General features: G+C 45.4%; 15 protein-coding genes. 5 read left to right on the forward strand and 10 right to left on the reverse strand.

The genetic code is table 11. The features are described 5' to 3' along the window. Positions 1–32: 32 nt before the first annotated feature. The 6 genes from W293_RS0101470 to nfsB form a co-directional block, all read right to left on the reverse strand. Entirely contained in the window at positions 33–782 is a 750-nt protein-coding gene (locus W293_RS0101470) for a nucleotidyltransferase family protein (RefSeq protein WP_025650762.1), read from the reverse strand. Beyond that, on the reverse strand, positions 779–2,065 hold the full coding sequence (locus W293_RS0101475; RefSeq protein ID WP_025650763.1) for an XdhC family protein: 1,287 nt from the start codon (positions 2,063–2,065) through the stop codon (positions 779–781). Before W293_RS0101475 ends, W293_RS0101470 begins: the two co-directional genes overlap by 4 nt. Positions 2,066–2,171: 106 nt before the next feature. Further along, the gene (locus tag W293_RS0101480; RefSeq protein WP_025650764.1) at positions 2,172–4,595 is read right to left on the reverse strand and encodes a xanthine dehydrogenase family protein molybdopterin-binding subunit; all 2,424 of its coding nucleotides are present in this window, start codon (positions 4,593–4,595) and stop codon (positions 2,172–2,174) included. Between the two features lie 2 nt (positions 4,596–4,597). Beyond that, positions 4,598–5,590, reverse strand: coding sequence for an FAD binding domain-containing protein (locus W293_RS0101485; protein ID WP_025650765.1), 993 nt, complete (start codon positions 5,588–5,590; stop codon positions 4,598–4,600). Further along, the gene (locus tag W293_RS0101490) at positions 5,587–6,243 is read right to left on the reverse strand and encodes a 2Fe-2S iron-sulfur cluster-binding protein (protein WP_025650766.1); all 657 of its coding nucleotides are present in this window, start codon (positions 6,241–6,243) and stop codon (positions 5,587–5,589) included. The genes W293_RS0101485 and W293_RS0101490 overlap by 4 nt, the downstream gene beginning before the upstream one ends. Positions 6,244–6,591: 348 nt before the next feature. Next, a complete protein-coding gene (gene nfsB / locus W293_RS0101495) occupies positions 6,592–7,248 on the reverse strand; it encodes an oxygen-insensitive NAD(P)H nitroreductase (protein ID WP_025650767.1) in 657 nt (218 codons plus the stop codon). Positions 7,249–7,495: 247 nt separating this feature from the next. On the opposite strand from nfsB, the gene W293_RS0101500 reads away from it, so the two are divergent. From W293_RS0101500 to W293_RS0101510, 3 genes are all read left to right on the forward strand, one after another. Then, the gene (locus tag W293_RS0101500; protein ID WP_025650768.1) at positions 7,496–8,050 is read left to right on the forward strand and encodes a carboxymuconolactone decarboxylase family protein; all 555 of its coding nucleotides are present in this window, start codon (positions 7,496–7,498) and stop codon (positions 8,048–8,050) included. 244 nt (positions 8,051–8,294) lie between these two features. Then, positions 8,295–8,963 (forward strand): DsbA family oxidoreductase, encoded by a 669-nt coding sequence (locus tag W293_RS0101505; protein WP_025650769.1) that lies wholly within the window; start codon positions 8,295–8,297, stop codon positions 8,961–8,963. A 70-nt stretch (positions 8,964–9,033) separates the two neighbouring features. Continuing rightward, entirely contained in the window at positions 9,034–9,729 is a 696-nt protein-coding gene (locus W293_RS0101510; protein WP_025650770.1) for a haloacid dehalogenase type II, read from the forward strand. Positions 9,730–9,906: 177 nt separating this feature from the next. Here the strand turns inward: W293_RS0101510 and W293_RS0101515 are convergent, their stop codons facing one another. Beyond that, entirely contained in the window at positions 9,907–11,031 is a 1,125-nt protein-coding gene (locus W293_RS0101515; protein ID WP_025650771.1) for an S-(hydroxymethyl)glutathione dehydrogenase/class III alcohol dehydrogenase, read from the reverse strand. Positions 11,032–11,227: 196 nt separating this feature from the next. On the opposite strand from W293_RS0101515, the gene W293_RS0101520 reads away from it, so the two are divergent. Together W293_RS0101520 and W293_RS0101525 are read left to right on the forward strand one after the other, a co-directional pair. Then, a complete protein-coding gene (locus W293_RS0101520; RefSeq protein ID WP_025650772.1) occupies positions 11,228–12,136 on the forward strand; it encodes a LysR family transcriptional regulator in 909 nt (302 codons plus the stop codon). Positions 12,137–12,292: 156 nt separating this feature from the next. Continuing rightward, on the forward strand, positions 12,293–12,811 hold the full coding sequence (locus W293_RS0101525; protein WP_025650773.1) for a DUF302 domain-containing protein: 519 nt from the start codon (positions 12,293–12,295) through the stop codon (positions 12,809–12,811). 81 nt (positions 12,812–12,892) lie between these two features. Here the strand turns inward: W293_RS0101525 and W293_RS0101530 are convergent, their stop codons facing one another. The 3 genes from W293_RS0101530 to W293_RS0101540 all read right to left on the reverse strand — a co-directional run bounded on the left by W293_RS0101530 (position 12,893) and on the right by W293_RS0101540 (position 16,571). Then, entirely contained in the window at positions 12,893–13,180 is a 288-nt protein-coding gene (locus tag W293_RS0101530) for a DUF4031 domain-containing protein (protein WP_025650774.1), read from the reverse strand. Positions 13,181–13,248: 68 nt separating this feature from the next. Beyond that, positions 13,249–15,525, reverse strand: a complete 2,277-nt coding sequence (locus W293_RS0101535) for a transglutaminaseTgpA domain-containing protein (protein ID WP_025650775.1) — start codon at positions 15,523–15,525, stop codon at positions 13,249–13,251. After that, complete coding sequence (locus W293_RS0101540) at positions 15,522–16,571, reverse strand: hypothetical protein (protein ID WP_025650776.1); 1,050 nt, start codon at positions 16,569–16,571, stop codon at positions 15,522–15,524. Before W293_RS0101540 ends, W293_RS0101535 begins: the two co-directional genes overlap by 4 nt. Positions 16,572–16,631: the final 60 nt, after the last annotated feature.

Genomic DNA, 16,631 nt, shown 5'->3' on the forward strand with positions numbered 1-16,631 from the left:
TTGTCATGTCGGTCGCTTAATACTTATTATCGCTAGGATTTCTTATCCAGCCAGCCTTGTTGTCTAGCATAGGTTAGGTGTTCGGGCGTATCAATATCATAGGTAAGATTATCGTTGATCACTGTACCTATTTGATCGGCTGGTAACCCTCTAATCAAATGCCTTAACCCTTTATCTCCTGCTAACATTGCCTGCCATTGTCTAAGCAGTTTATAGTTAATGACTAAAGGTAGACCAATGATATTGCTTGTGGATTTATTGGTGGCAGAGTTATTATTAAGTTCTGCTTCACCTAAATTTTGGCAGTTGTGCCAACTATAATAGCGACTTGCCACTACAGACTGTTCACCAGCCAGTAAAGCGGTTAAATGTGGCTCATCTAGTAGAATTTGATCAACACCCATAATGAGCACTCGCTCGATTGAATAAGCGTCAAGACTGGCAATTTCAAGACTAGCGATGGTCTCAATACCCAAACGCAAACTGTCCGCCATGCCGGTGTCAGGTTTTGAATTTAGCACCGCTTGAACCGTTGGATATTGCATAGCCAGCTCTGTAACTGCATTAGCAATTGCAGGATGCTTATCAGGAATTACAACGACGATGGATTGCGGATTGGTGCTTACTGCTAATCGGATCATGCGCACGATTAATGGCTCGCCATTTTTAACGAGTAGCTGCTTAGGTTGACCGAGTCGCTGACTGAGGCCACTTGCCAATACGATGGCCGCATGATTTTGTACTTGGCTGTCAGTGTCTTTTATAGGCGTACCGCTACTCATATAAGACTTGCCACAATATCAGCGTCCATATCATCACCGCTTGCTGCTAAATTCGAGATTTCACTGCGAGAACCCTCTACTGATACAGTTTGATCGTGCATGACTGCATTTATCTGTGCCATGATACCAAGTGCGAGTGACTCTGGACCATCTCCGCCCAGCTTATAGCCAATCGGATAATGTAATTTACGGATACCATCACCCAAAACAGTAGGATTCGCTATGTTGGCGCTGATTTCATTGATTAAGCGTTCAGTACGATAGCGCGGCCCCAACTGACCTAGATATCTATAGTTTTGCGCATGTGCTAGCAATATCGCCAAGCGAGCGCGGTCTTGAGTCAAGCTATGTGACATCAGAGCAACCGCTGCATTCTCACTTAGCTTCAGCAGAGTATCACTATCCTCTAGAGATAACGCCATCACCGCATCTGCCTGAGGAAAACGCATACGAGTCGCATATTGCGTGCGGCTATCTACGACTGTGACATGCCAATCTTGTAGTTTTGCCATCGTCACCAGTGGCATCACGTCATTGCCTGCGCCGCAAATTAATAAACGCACTTGTGGTTGCAAGCGTTGTACGAGCCACTCAGTAGTTACGTCGTCCGTTTCTATGGTCACGTATTCAGTATTGTTCTCAGACAGCTTGTACTCTGCTAACGCCTCTACGATATAGGCAATTATATTCGAAGGGTTTATTATCTCTTGCTCTAGTGAATTTTCCGAATTGTGATATTCGTCTAGATTAATACGCAGGCCAATTTGCAACTCGGTATTCTGATAACCGTTGGCGCGAATCAAAGTAGCGACCATAACTGGCTGCTGATGACGTCGCACCTGACGAACTAACTCTAAAAATGGTGCAGCTTTTGCCAGACGCTCAAACAGCACATGCACACGTCCATTACAGCCAAGTCCAAAGTTTAACTCATCAAAGTCCATGTCATCCAAGTCGTTTAGATCATCACCTGTATCGCCAGCTTCTTTGTTGATCGCTACCTGCGCTTGACCATTTTCGGCATATTCGATGTCATCACCCGTCTGATAGACTTGCACATTGGCACCGTCACGCGTGAGCCAAAAGGCACGTTTGATAATATGCGGCTCAAGGCAGCCACCACTTATCATTCCGACCGAGCGTCCATCTGCGCATATAAGCATCATCGCGCCAGCACGACGGTACGCTGAGCCTTCGGTACGGACGACCGTTGCCAGTACAGCATCAACGTTTTGTTGAGCGGCCTCACCTGCTAGCTTGAGAATGTCAGCGACTTGATTCATAACACCTCTTGTTTTGCTTATGTTATAACTTGCTTATGTTATAAACCGTTAGGGTGTAAAAACCCGCAGCTTAGGCGGGTTTCTTTAATAAAACTTGAGTTAAAAATCACTCTGGCATTTCAGCAAGCAGCTTATCAAGCGTAATTGGGAAGTCATAAACACGCACACCGACCGCATTATAGATAGCATTGGCAATCGCGGCAGCAGCACCTGCAATAGCCGTCTCACCGATACCTTTGATGTGCATTGGATTGGTATAAGGATCATCTTCTTCTACCAATATGACATCTAACTGCGGTACGTCCGCATTAACTGGCACATGATACTCGGCAAGGTCATGGTTACAGAGACGACCGTCATGTTTGTCATGAATCACTTCTTCCATCAACGCTGAGCCAATACCGAACACCATACCGCCATAGCATTGCGACGTTGCAGTTTTGTGGTTCAGAATACGACCAGCGGCAAATGCACCTGTCATACGTTTCACCCGAATCTCACCAGTGACTTTATGAACCGCCACTTCAGCGAAGTTCGCACCAAAAGAGGCTTGGCGATGGCTCTTACCGTTCTTACCCGGTTTTATCTGGCCTTTGGCAGTGATTTTTTGCTCATCATAGTCAGCGACCACATCCGCAAGCGCATAAGACTCTGTATTATCAAAATCATACTCTTGTGATGCTGACTGTCCTGATAGCGAAAGCCCTGTGGTTTGCGATAGCTTATCAATAGTGCTGTCAGCAAATGATTGGCCGCTCTTTTTGGCAGCCTCCATTGCCGTTAAAGCATGCTCGCCTGTTTTCTTGATTTGACCATTGTCTAACTGAATGTTGTCAGGATACAGACCAACTTTTTCTGCTAACATTTCACGCAGCTGCTCACAAGCAAGATAGACACCACTACCCGCACTCGCAGCACCCCAACTGCCACCTGAGCCTGATGCTGGTGGCAATGCACTGTCACCTAGTTTCATCTCAACATGGTCGATAGGCAGTCCTAACAGGTCTGCCGCTACCTGAGAAAACACCGTATAAGACCCTGTACCGATGTCTGTCATGTCTGTCTCGATAACTGCTTTGATACCAAGTGCTTTTGACTCATCTACCTGTAGGGTTGCACGTGCTTCAGATGGCTGTAATTGGTTACCACGGGCAGCCGCCGCCATGCCTGTACCTATCCACCAGTCACCTTCTAATTGACTGGCAGGCTTGGCGTTTCGCTCACTCCAACCAAAATGCTCAGCACCTTGTTCCATACAGGCAATCAATTGGCGCGTTGAGAAAGGAATATCTTGACTCGGATCTTGCTCTGGCTCATTACGACGGCGTAGTTCAACCGGATCAATCTCCAACTGTGTGGCAAGCTCATCCATGGCACATTCAAGCGCGATCATACCTACCGCTTCGCCAGGCGCACGCATAGAACCTGACAACACTTGGTTCATGTCTACCATCTCATAATTCACACGGCGGTTTTTGCCGCTATATAGATGGTGCGTAGATAGAGCAGTTGGCTCAAAGAAAGCCTCACCTGGCAAATTACTAGAGATCGTATCGTGAATCAATGTATCGATCACGCCGTCATTGTTCGCGCCGATTGCGATACGCTGACGCGTGTTTGAGCGTCTGACCGTTGCTTCCATCACTTGTGAACGCGTCATAGTGATTAGCACAGGACGACCCAGATCTTTCGCAGCAATCGCCGCTGCAATAGATTCAGGAGCAATACCGAGCTTACTACCGAACCCACCACCCACATAGTGTGCGATCAGTTGTATTTGATCTTTATTTAGGTCCAGAGCATCCATGACTTGCTGTTTGCAAGAAGCGATCATCTGATTGGAAGTATACAAAACGAGCTTATCGCCTTCCCAATGAGCCAACGTTGTATGGGGCTCCATCGGAGAGTTGCTTTGACTTGGGGTATGATAAAAGCGATCAACGGTCACTGCCGCATCAGCTAAGCCTTGGTCTGGATCGCCTTGGACATTATTTTTATCAGAGCCTTTTTTTTCATCTACCGCATGTGCGTTAGAGAGCTCTTGAGTAAAGTTTAATGCCGCTTGGTCAGTCTCATCCTTATAAGTCACTTTCAGCGCTTTAGCGCCTTCTCTTGCCGCCTCAAAAGTTTCGGCGATTACAACAGCTATGGGCTGACCATGATAAAACACTTCACTCACACCTTGAGTTGGTGCTTTTGTTGCCCCGCCCTGTTGCGAATTACGTAAGAAGTGCTCAGGATCGGTCACCACTTTAATAATATTAGGAATGCCTTTTAGAGAGTCACTATCGATACTCTCAACTTGACCTTTAGCAATGGTCGCGCCTACCAATACACCATAGGCTTGATTGTCCAAGTGTATTTCGGCACTGTATTTCGCTTGACCGCTAACCTTTAGGGAACCATCAACACGGTTGATTGGCTTACCAACTAGCTTGCTTGCCGTTGTGCTAAATAGCGTTTCAACAGGCTCATCCATGGTCAGTTTTTTGGTTGGTTCTGACTGGGTGATTGATTCTAATAGTGCCATGATTATGCTCCCTCGCCCGCTAATGCGCGCTGAATAACTTGTTTTAGTAGGCGACGCGTCAACGGTATTTTAAAGTCGTTCTGACCATTACCTTTGGCATCATGCAATAATAGATCAGCGGCCTGCGTGATAACGTCGCTATTGCCATCGGTATCCGTTAATAGTGCCTCAACCTCTTCATTACGCCATGGCTTGGTACCGATGCCGCCGAACGCCAATCGTACTGTCTTTAGGTTGCCATTGTCGTCAGCATCGATGACTGCGGCACAAGATACCAGTGCAAAGGCATAAGAAGCGCGATCACGCACTTTGTCATAGGTATGCATGCCCTTAATAGGGGCAGGTAATACAACATGAGTAATCAGCTCGCCTGCTTCTAGCACATTTTCGATATGCGGCGTGTCTTTTGGCAAACAATAAAAATCTTTCACATCGATAGCGCGAGTCGAGCCATCTGCTTTAACTGTCTCTATCGTGGCATCCAGTAAGCGCATTGCCACTGCCATATCGGATGGGTGCTGAGCAATACATGAATCACTGGTACCTAAGACAGCTAGGGTACGGTTCTCCCCGTTGATAGCAGGACATCCTGTGCCCGGTTCACGTTTATTACAAGCGCTGTCTGTTTGATAAAAATAATAGCAACGAGTACGCTGCAAAAAGTTGCCGCCCGTTGTCGCTCTGTTACGTAGCTGACCAGTCGCTCCTGCCAATATGGCACGAGACAATACCGGATAATTTGCAATGACGTCAGGATGGGCAGCCAAATCACTATTGCTGACCAGCGTACCGATACGCAGTCCGCCGTCATCAGTCGTTTCTATCTGTTGTAATTCTAAGCGCGTCACATCAACTAATTTAGTTGGCGTTTCAATCTCTAGCTTCATCAAATCTAAGAGGTTGGTACCGCCTGCGATAAAAGAAGCGTCTTTGCCGCTAGCAGAGGTTGCGGCTTGCTTAGGTGCATCAGCGCGGCTATATTCAAAACGTTTCATGAGTGGTCTCCTGCCTTGCCTGTTATTGTTTTGTTATTCGCTGAGGCTTTATGGAACTGAGCCTCGCTTGACGGCGGTGACCAAATACCTGTTACGCTTGAATTTTGTGTAGAGGTGTCATTGGTCTGGGCAGCAGACTCTGACATCTCATTTTCAAGTACTTGTGAGATGGCTTTGATGATATTGGGATAAGCGGAGCAGCGACAGACATTACCACTCATGCGCTCAGCGATTTCTTGTACCAGAAGGCTATCAGGATGTTGTAAGTCTGTGCTCACATGGCTTGGCCAATTTTGTTTTACTTCTTCTATTAAGGCAGTCGCTGAACAAATTTGACCTGGGGTGCAATATCCGCACTGAAAGGCATCGTTATCTTTAAAGGCTTGTTGCAGCGCCGATAGTGAATCCGGCATACCGATGCCTTCGATGGTCGTAATCTCATCACCATCATGCATGATAGCAAGTGTGAGACAAGAGTTGACTCGGCGACCATTGATGAGCATGGTACAAGCGCCGCATTGGCCGTGGTCGCAGCCTTTTTTGGGTCCAGTAATTTGTAAATGTTGACGACAGACGTCGAGCAGTGTCGTACGGGCGTCAAGATTCTCGAGCTGATAATCCTGCTTATTGATTGTTAACGTCAAGGTAGACATGCTGGCTTCTCGCTGGCAGATGATTATTAAATTATCGTTACTTATATAAGATAAAAGTAACCTCAATTTTTTTATTATGACTGACAGCAAAGGTTAGCTTTGTTATTACTTTGTAATGCTTAGGGTATAGTTTTTTTAATAAAAACCATAGGTTAGCAGCCTCAATAATTAAAACTTAGGCACTCATGACGACAATAAGTAGATGAAAGAATATGCTAACGCGCATAAAGAAACCCCATAAAGAAGATAGGCTTATGGGGTCATTAATGGCTGACTATCTATAATCTTATAAGCGTAAGTTTATTCCGACACGCTTATCCTTTATAGCCATATAGATAGAGTTTTAATTTATAGCTTTGTAAAAACAGCATCTTCACTTAAACGTGATTTTGGTAGATCTGCATTGTAGCCATCACCACTACGGTAGCCAAGACTGACCACGCCTAACGCCGTTAAACCTTTACTGTTTAAATCAAGTTCAGCATCAAGTACCTCAAAATCAACGCCTTCCATCGGGGTGGCATCGATACCGAGCGTTGCTGCCCCAAGCAATAGCGCACCCATACTGATATATACTTGCTCAGCCAACCAATGTGACTCATCTTTTAGGGCATAGCGGTGGTTATTTACTGACTTTCTACGTTTGTCATCCATCTGTTTTTTGCGCTTTGGCTCCGTAAACCGTCCATCAGCCGCTTCTTTTTCGAGTACCGCTGCCAAATGTGGCTCATCTGCATGGATGTGGCTACAGAAAACGATGACGTGTGAAGCTTCTCTTATCTTTGAAGAGTTGGCCTCATGATGTCCATCAGTGCTTTTGGCAATGCGATCTTTGCCCGCGTCATCATCAGCGATGACATAGTGCCATGGCTGGATATTGGTCGCTGACGGACTGAGGCGTAATACCTCCTTTAAGCTTTGAAAGTCCTCTACTGATAGCTTCTTGCTAGGGTTATAGTCTTTAACGCTATAGCGCCATTCCATCACTTCGGTCAGATTCTTCATGTATACTCCAAGGTTGGTGTTAAGCTTTTATTATTCAGTAAATATTAACCATGCGTAAACCAATGCGCGTCATAGTTTAGCGATTCTAATAGAAAGCCTATTTAAAAACCGTTACAAATTGATTAAACATTTCATTAGTTTGTTATTGAGCAATCACTCAATTTAGTTCTTTGTTTTTAACGGACTTAAGCTACAAAAATTTAACAACCAAATAATAACTAGAGAATAGTTATACTAAGGATTTTATATGACCGAATTTACATTGCACGACAAGCAAAGCGCGCCAGCAGACAGCAAAGACTTGCTCGATGTTTCTATTAAAGCGTTTGGTATGGTTCCAAACTTGCACGCTGTGATGGCTGAAGCGCCAGGCTTGCTTGAAGGTTATCAACAGCTGCATCAATTGTTTTTAGACAGCAGCTTTGATGATGAAGAAGTCACCGTCGTCTGGCAAACCATCAACGTTGAGCACGCTTGTCATTACTGCGTACCTGCGCATACGGGCATCGCCAAAAGTATGAAAGTGGATGATGCGATTACCGAAGCATTGCGTAATGAAACCCCACTACCGACTGATAAGTTAGAGGCGCTACGTCACTTTACGCTCTCTGTCGTCCGTGATCGTGGTAACGTTGATGATGACGCCGTCCAAGCATTTTTGGATGCGGGTTTCACCAAACGCCAGATTTTAGAAGTCGTCCTTGCTGCTGCGCAAAAGGTAATGAGCAACTACACCAACCATCTTGCCAACACCCCAATCGACAAGCCATTCCAAAAGTTTGAATGGCACAAGGTTGATTAATGACGCTAACTGATAACGCAACCCAACAAAACAGATTAATGATGCAACCAATCTAGGGTTGTAATAACTCCTTGGCTGTTTTTATACTGTTACTTGAAAGCTAGCGTGTAAAAGACTGTTGTTCACAGATAGCTGTTGCTCAAAAAATTGAGCAGCAGTTTTTTCAGTTAATACAGGGTACGCCCTAGGGATATGTGTCCTAGTAAAACTATAATGAATTAAAAAATAGATAACGAGAGATCATATGGAACATTCAAAGCCATTATCATCAGCGCAGCCACTACGTATAGACATCGTTTCAGACGTTGTTTGTCCTTGGTGTGTCATTGGTTACCGCCAGCTGGCAGAAGCGCTCAAGCAAACCAACACCGAACACGAGATTTACTGGCATCCGTTTGAGCTTAATCCAAATATGCCAAGCGCAGGACAAAATATGCGTGAACATATTATGGAGAAGTATGGCTCTAGCAAAGAAGAATCTAATGCTAGCCGAACTCGATTGACGGAAGCGGGTCACGAGGTTGGCTTTGAGTTCAACTTTAACGATGACACGCGCATGCACAATACCTTTAACTTGCATCAGCTGCTGCATTGGGCAAATCAGCAAGCTCGCATGCACGACTTAAAGCAAGCGTTGTTCGCCGCACACTTTACCCATGGTCGCAATATTTCTGACAATGCCGTGCTCGCCGATATCGCTGCAGAGACTGGCTTAGATCGTAATGAAGCGCTAGCCGTGCTAGAAGACCAGCGTTTTGCTAAAGAAGTAAGAGAGGCTGAGCAACATTGGCAGCAGCAAGGCATTCAAAGCGTGCCGGCGGTAATTTTTAATGAACGTCATTTGGTTAGCGGTGCGCAAGGTGTAGAGAATTTCACGAATATTTTGCAGCAATTAGCTGACATGCCAGACTAGCTTTGTTGATAGTATTTCCTGACTAGCTTTGTTAACAAAATTTCGTTCGCTACTCATAAAAGGATCTTTTATGTCCTCTAATAAATCAGCCTCGATTATCGTGTTTGATGTCAATGAGACGCTACTCGACATCGCCACTCTTGAGCCATTGTTTGCCCGACTGTTCGGTGATAAGCAGATACTCAGAGAGTGGTTTGCCCAATTGGTGCTTTACTCACAAACCATGACTTTATCAGGACTCTATACGCCTTTTGGTGGGCTTGGCGTCGGTGCGTTGCAGATGACCGCTGATATCCATGAAATCACGCTAACAGGTGACGATATCGATGAGTTAAAAGAGCGCATGAGCGAAATGCCTGCTCATCCTGATGCAATACCGGCATTAACCAAACTACGTGACGCAGGGTTTCGACTGGTAACGTTAACCAACTCAGCGAGCAGCCCGTCCCCTACGCCACTTGAAAAGGCAGGGTTGAGTGAGTTTTTTGAGCAGTCTTTTAGCGTTGAGAAGGTTGCAAAATTCAAGCCTGCGCCTGAGACTTATCAAATGATCACTAAAGAGCTGGCTGTTGAAATGTCAGATTTGTGCCTTGTCGCTTGTCATCTTTGGGATACGATTGGCGCGCAAGCGGCTGGCTGTCAAGGAGCATTTCTTAAACGTCCTTATAACGCTATGTTGCCCGCCTCCAATGTGCCAACACCGGACTTTGTGGCCTCAGATCTTGTCACACTTGCTGAGCAGATCATTCTTGATACTCAAGGCTAACCGTTATTTATAAGCCTATCGTCAACATATCCTAAAAATGCTACGATGTTGCTGATATATCGATATTACTTTTCACTGACTATATTTTTAATGCTAAAAAAATGCCGCCCTTATATAGGGACGGCATTTTTGGTTTTTCTATCTTATAAAACTAGGGCGTGTCTTCAAGATTATCTCTTAAAAATGAATAACCGTACGAATACTCTCACCCTTGTGCATCAAGTCAAAGGCTTCGTTGATATCTTCTAATGGCATAGTGTGAGTGATAAAGTCCTCTAAGGGGATATCGCCTGCTAAATAACGCTCAACGTAGCCAGGCAGCTCTGAACGGCCTTTGACGCCGCCAAATGCTGAGCCTTTCCAGACCCGGCCCGTCACTAGCTGGAATGGACGGGTTGAGATTTCTTTCCCTGCACCAGCGACACCGATGATGACCGACTCGCCCCAACCTTTATGGCAGCACTCAAGCGCTGAACGCATGACATCGACATTACCAATACACTCAAACGAATAGTCTACGCCGCCATCAGTCATCTCAACGATGACCTCTTGGATAGGCTTGTCATAGTCTTTAGAATTGATGCAATCAGTCGCGCCAAGCTTCTTAGCCAACTCAAATTTATCTTCGTTAATATCAATACCGATAATACGACTGGCTTTTGCCATTTTTGCACCAATGATGGCGGCGAGGCCAATACCACCAAGACCGAAAACAGCAACGGTAGAACCTTCTTCAACCTTAGCCGTATTCATAACCGCGCCCATGCCGGTGGTCACGCCACAACCAAGTAGGCAAACTTTTTCTAACGGTGCGTCTTTGTCCACTTTGGCCAACGAAATCTCTGGCAAGACGGTATATTCAGAGAAAGTTGAGCAACCCATGTAATGATAAATTGGCTCACCGTCTTTATAAAAACGCGTGGTGCCGTCTGGCATTAAGCCTTTACCTTGAGTCTCGCGTACGGCTGAGCATAGGTTGGTTTTACCTGAAGTACAGAATTTACAAACGCCACACTCTGCGGTGTATAAAGGAATGACGTGATCGCCGACTTGGACGCTGGTCACGCCTTCGCCGATTTGCTCAACGATACCGCCGCCTTCATGACCTAAAATAGCTGGGAATACACCTTCTGGATCTTCACCAGATAAGGTAAAGGCATCGGTGTGGCAGACACCACTGGCGATGATTTTTACCAATACTTCGCCTTTGCGCGGCAGCATGACATCCACTTCTTCGATAGATAGTGGTTGGTTTGGGCCCCAAGCGATGGCGGCTTTTGATTTAATAAATTTATCTGACATAGTTGTCTCTCTTTTTAATTAGTTTTATCGGTTATTGAGCACAGACCTATTCATCTTATATTGCTGACTTAGTAGAGGCAAGCTACAGTTGTACCAGTCTGTGAAGCATTAAACTTTATACTGACCATTATAGTCGTTTCTGCCATGATGACAATGTGCTATATTTGCAAATATCTTTTACACGGTGGTAATAATCATGCGCTGGGACGGTATTAGCGAGTTCGTTTATGTGACGGAGTACGAGAGCTTCACACGTGCTGCAAAAGAATTGGGCATCTCAACCGCGCAAGTCAGTCGGCAGATAAGCGCTTTAGAGAAACGTCTCAATATTAAATTGCTATATCGTACAACTCGTAAGGTAACACTGACTGAAGAAGGCCGCGTGTTTTATCAGCATTGCCGCAGTGTACTCGATGGCTTGGATGCCGCTGAGCAAGCGGTGAGTAACTTACAATCAAAACCCCAAGGCAGGATTAAACTGACCGCCCCTGTCACTTATGGCGAGCAGCAATTATTGCCACTGGTCAATGATTTCATGGTGCAATATAGTGATATCGAAGTGACGGCATTTTTGAGTAATCAAAAAATTGACTTGGTTGATGGCGGCTATGACTTGGCAATTCGTATTGGCAAATTAAGCGACTCAACCATGATGGCAAAAAAACTCAGCCGTCGTACCAACTTCGTCTGTGCCGCACCCGCTTATCTTGAAAAATACGGCACGCCTCATGCTTTGTCCGAGCTAAGCCAACATAACTGCTTACTTGGCACTCGTGACTATTGGCACTTTATAGATTTTAAAAAAACAGATTCTAAAAAAACAGGTTCTGGAAAAGACGCTGATAAAGAAAAAAACCTGCGAGTGTCTGGCACTGTGCAATACAACAGTGGTCACAGCCTAGTCGATGCTGCCTTAAAAGGTCTGGGTATCGTGCAGCTACCTGATTATTATGTGCAAAAACACTTAGCATCAGGTGCGTTGGTCAGCTTACTGGATAACTATAGAGAGCCTGAAGAAAGTATCTGGGCCGTCTATCCGCACAACCGTCATTTATCGCCAAAGATTCGGTTGCTCGTAGATTATCTAGCAGAGCGTTTGGCTTAGATGATAGTTTTGGCTTAGTCATTCTTTAAGAGGTGTTGTAATGCGACCCTTTACTATGCGCAGTTTATTACGCACAGTGTTATAGCTCACAATGAATATTCGATGTTGCTAACCATCAATCACTGAATAAACAACCACCATAAAAAAGGACTTTTTATGCTTAAAATTATCTCTATTGCGGCGTTAGCTTTGGCTGTATCCTCTTGCGCCAGTGTTGAAAATATTTTAAACGCGCCAGATAAGGTGCAATCAACGCCAGAAACGATGACTGCTATCAATGCTGAGAAGGGTTTGGTGACGATGCAAAGTAATCACTCCGTTCAAGATACTGCGGATAAGCTAGCAGCGATTATCGAAAGCAAAGGTATGAAAGTATTTGCGCGCGTCGATCATCAGAAAAATGCGCAAGGTGTTGATTTAACATTAAGACCGACGCAAGTGATTATGTTTGGTAATCCGAAAGCGGGTACGCCATTGATGAATTGCGAGCAAAGCGTCGCCATTGACTTACCGCAAAAAATCCTCATCAGTGAAGATGCCGATAAAAAAGTTTGGTTGTCGTACAACAATCCTGAATATCTCAAAGAGCGTCATAATATAAAAGGTTGTGATACTGCTATTGATAACATCGCAACAGCCCTTGATGGCGTTAGTAAAGCAGCTATTGCGAAATAAACTTCTAGCAAAAACCTGAACAAAAAAAGGTGGGATACAAAAGCATAACCCACCTTTCTCATGTTTTAGAAAATTAAATTATTAGCGATTCTCAGATTGTGCTATTTGCTCATGTAACTCTACTTTCAACTTCTTTGCACATTCAATAATTTTCTTTCGACCGGCAGGAATAGCGCCGTACTCAATTGCTGTCTCTCGCATTTGCACCGTCACATCATAGTGCGGATAACTGGCATGACGGTGGAATAAACGCTTATCCACTTCAATCAATGCCGCAAAGTCATGCAACTCTTGCAGGGTATCAGCCAGCATATGGCACCATTTATAGCCTTTAAATTCTATCTGCATAAAATCAACGTATATCGCCATAGAGTCGCCTCCTTTATTATCATTAGCTATTTTATCATATGCTAAACAACGCTTTCACAAAACAGCCATTAGAACAATTCACGTGCATCTTTCTTAAGCTGCTTTAGGATAGTTTGGTATTCGCTATCATTGGTTTCAAGGCTGCTTAGGCATCCATAACGCAGTTGACGATAGTCCTGCCTCATCTGTATAATTTTTGCTTGTACAATCTCTGAGTGACCGCTATCTGTTAGCTTACTAACTTTACCACCCGCACCGCTACTTACAGTATTGTTACGGCTATCCATGTCACTATTTATATCATTGCCTCGGTTATTAACCGCCGCTGCCAAACGCTCAAGCCAAGCCAATTGCCCTTCGTTGTTATCGCGAGCGAGCGATTTATCCGCTTTGCCAATGCGCTTTGATAATTGTGCAAGTGGTAGATCGGCTGGATGCCAACGCTTACGGCGACGTTGCCAAATGACAAAGACCAAAATCACCATGACAGTAATAGCACTTGCCGCTAGCCAAATAATTTGCTGCATGATTGCACGGATGTTAAACCATTTGAGTAACGAGTCAGCTTGCTTATCCTGATCGTAACCAACGACATCTTTTTGCCAATAGTAACTGGCTTGATCTGACAGGCGGCGTAAGGTTTGTAGCATTTGATACTGCTGATAGCTGATTTGCGCACTAGCCCCATCACCGAACATTGCTGCCCCTTGTGCCTGCGTCAGTGCATCCATACCTTGCTCGACACGCTCAGGCGCTACAAAAGCCGTCGGATCGACACGTACCCAACCTTGACCGTCAAGCCAAACCTCCGTCCAAGCGTGCGCATCCTTTTGCCGTACTTCCCAAACATTACCACCGCGGCTCAGCTCACCACCTTGATAGCCCGCCACGACGCGTGCTGGAATGCCAGCAGCGCGCATCATAAAGGTGAAGCTGGAAGAATAGTGCTCACAAAACCCCGCTTTGGTGTCAAATAAAAACTCATCAATACGGTTCTTATGCAATCGTGGCGGCGACAACGTATAACGAAAGTCCGTTTGGTTGATCCAGCGCTCAAGTGCTTGCATGTAGCGTACTGGGTCTGAGTCTGATTGAACAAACAGCTGCTGCGCCAGTGCTTTTGCTTTGGGATTGCCGTCAGCTGGTAGTGTAAGATTTAGACGTCGCGACTCATCAGAGAGAATCGTATCGATACCCATCGGGGCAAACTGTAATACCTCGTAGCGCAGCTGTTGGGTAACCGGCTGGTCTTTTAATAAAGTAAAGTTTGAAGTAATACTAATGTCTTGACGCTGAGCAAAAGGATAATCAAGGCCAAATAGCCAGTTTTGTTGCGTGGGCTCTAGAATAATCTCATAGCTGGTCGGCGCAGCTTTCACCTCATCAGGGATAGTAGCAAAGGCATTCTCAATCCAAGCAGGTATTCGCTGCGTCGGCTGCCACTGTCGTTGCTGAGGGCTAGGACGCCACGTCACCCCGTCAAAGTCGCTAAATACCAAGCCGCGCCAATATAGCTGCTGCTGTGGTGGGCGCTTATCTGCAAACTCTACCCGAAACGCCAGCTCAGTCGATTGTCCCAAATTGGCAAAATCACCGGGCGACATATTATCAGAGACACCCGTGGTCGCCTGCTGCCCTGATAGTTGTACTGACCATAGCGGTGGCAAGCGCGGAAAAAACAAAAATAGCACGACCAATAACGGTAGTGCCCCAAGACCTAATACACCCAAAGTACGCAGACGACCATCACCACGAGTATTGCCATCGTCATTGAGCGCAATAAATGCCAATAATATGATGATCGCACCGACGACTACTTCTAACGTCGTCACGAGACCTTGATCCATCAAAAATAGCGCAGCCAGTACAAATAGCGATAAATTCAATACCACATAAGCATCACGGCGCTTATACAATTCCCATAGCTTACTGATAAGACAGAGCACTAAAAACGCCACGCCCATATCGAGACCAAACGCTGTATTATAAGTCAGCCACAGACCTGCCAGCCCCAATAAAAAGCCGAGCATTTGCATGCTTTGATAGACACGCTTTAAATGCGCTAATTTTTTAAATCGCGCTTTTACGCGTGGCAACTGAGCCACAATACTGACCACAGCAAAGCCAATCAACCATAAAGGCAGATGTGCTGCATGCGGTAAAATGACGATGATTTGGGCAATTAAGACCCAATAATAGGCTGGCAAGGCGAGTAGCTTGCGAGTCCATTTAGCATCGCTAGCCTGCTCAGTGTGAGAAGTGATATGTTGACCCAAAGCCAATTGCTCAAAGCTTGCAGGATTGATCTCTGTCTCATTTGTAGAGGAATTTTTAAAATTGATCATGGTGCTTTCGCCAGCCTTAACAAGCATGCTCGTGCAAAGCTATCGCCTTCACCCATTGTTGCACTAGAGGATTGATCAAAGCGCATGTCATTCGGTAAGCGCATGTTAAATGGTACGCCAAGTTCACCTAATGTCATCGCCCCGTACGCCAGTTGTGCCAGCCTCTGTTCATGATGGGCTGCTGGCATATCGGCATAATCCAATGTTTGCTCATCACCGACTGGATCAGCGAAATGCTTGGTAAACATGCCTTGACCGCGCGCCACGTGACCCCAAGAAACCCGAGCCAGCGACTCACCTTCGATATAATTATCGAGCCGCTCAAAGTCATCTTGACCTTGACGATATTGCCCGCCTGTGGGTAAATCCTCCAAACTTGCGACCGAATACTGCGTCTGCCAGTCAAAGGCTTCAGGTTTTGGATAGACCCAAGCGCTACGGGCAAAATAGACATAAGACCATGCACGCATGATCCCTAATGGATAAACGGTTTTGATGGTTAATCGTGGCAACTCAAACGCGCCACGATTATGCGTCTGCACCGGCAAACGAATAATTTGCTCATCTTGTAACCGTGTAACAAGTACAGAATGCGCACTATCTGCGTGATGCTTAATTTTCTTACCAGATTTTTTATCCATCTCTTTATCAGTCTGCGCAAAGCTAAATAGCAGCTGGCGTCTTGGCTGGCGACTCTCACTACGCAACTGCAGGGTCACCCAAACAGGCGCACCCGCTTCTGCCATGGTCACTTCTATTAATTGTACTTTTAGACCTGAGATATGAGCAAAGGTCACATGAAAGCTGATCAGCCAGACACTGATTAGATAAAAACATAAGCCCAATACCAAGTTATTGCCATAGTTGATACCAGCGATAAAGGTAATGACCAGTAAGACAGCAAATAGCATCCCTTCACGGCTAAAAAAGATATAGACGTTACGCAAATTGAGGGTGGCACTATCACTTTTGGGCGCACGCGAAGCAAACCAACGGCTTAATGCTGAAGTAGCTGGTACGGTTAAGGCTTTTGGCAAAAAGCTCATGACTACCCTATCCTTACCATAAAATGGATACTCTCATCGATAACTGAATGATCGTTTGAA

The sequence above is a fragment of the Psychrobacter sp. TB67 genome (genome assembly GCF_000511065.1).
Taxonomy (GTDB): Bacteria; Pseudomonadota; Gammaproteobacteria; order Pseudomonadales; family Moraxellaceae; genus Psychrobacter; species Psychrobacter okhotskensis.

Bases quoted from the DNA above. Each gene is read 5' to 3' on its own strand.
- W293_RS0101510 (WP_025650770.1), top strand. From the start codon at position 9,034: ATGTCCTCTAATAAATCAGCCTCGATTATCGTGTTTGATGTCAATGAG.
- W293_RS0101470 (WP_025650762.1), bottom strand. From the start codon at position 782: ATGAGTAGCGGTACGCCTATAAAAGACACTGACAGCCAAGTACAAAAT.
- W293_RS0101530 (WP_025650774.1), bottom strand. From the start codon at position 13,180: ATGGCGATATACGTTGATTTTATGCAGATAGAATTTAAAGGCTATAAA.
- W293_RS0101535 (WP_025650775.1), bottom strand. From the start codon at position 15,525: ATGATCAATTTTAAAAATTCCTCTACAAATGAGACAGAGATCAATCCT.
- W293_RS0101540 (WP_025650776.1), bottom strand. From the start codon at position 16,571: ATGAGCTTTTTGCCAAAAGCCTTAACCGTACCAGCTACTTCAGCATTA.
- W293_RS0101520 (WP_025650772.1), top strand. From the start codon at position 11,228: ATGCGCTGGGACGGTATTAGCGAGTTCGTTTATGTGACGGAGTACGAG.
- W293_RS0101515 (WP_025650771.1), bottom strand. From the start codon at position 11,031: ATGTCAGATAAATTTATTAAATCAAAAGCCGCCATCGCTTGGGGCCCA.
- W293_RS0101485 (WP_025650765.1), bottom strand. From the start codon at position 5,590: ATGAAACGTTTTGAATATAGCCGCGCTGATGCACCTAAGCAAGCCGCA.
- W293_RS0101475 (WP_025650763.1), bottom strand. From the start codon at position 2,065: ATGAATCAAGTCGCTGACATTCTCAAGCTAGCAGGTGAGGCCGCTCAA.
- W293_RS0101490 (WP_025650766.1), bottom strand. From the start codon at position 6,243: ATGTCTACCTTGACGTTAACAATCAATAAGCAGGATTATCAGCTCGAG.
- W293_RS0101480 (WP_025650764.1), bottom strand. From the start codon at position 4,595: ATGGCACTATTAGAATCAATCACCCAGTCAGAACCAACCAAAAAACTG.
- W293_RS0101505 (WP_025650769.1), top strand. From the start codon at position 8,295: ATGGAACATTCAAAGCCATTATCATCAGCGCAGCCACTACGTATAGAC.
- W293_RS0101525 (WP_025650773.1), top strand. From the start codon at position 12,293: ATGCTTAAAATTATCTCTATTGCGGCGTTAGCTTTGGCTGTATCCTCT.
- nfsB (WP_025650767.1), bottom strand. From the start codon at position 7,248: ATGAAGAATCTGACCGAAGTGATGGAATGGCGCTATAGCGTTAAAGAC.
- W293_RS0101500 (WP_025650768.1), top strand. From the start codon at position 7,496: ATGACCGAATTTACATTGCACGACAAGCAAAGCGCGCCAGCAGACAGC.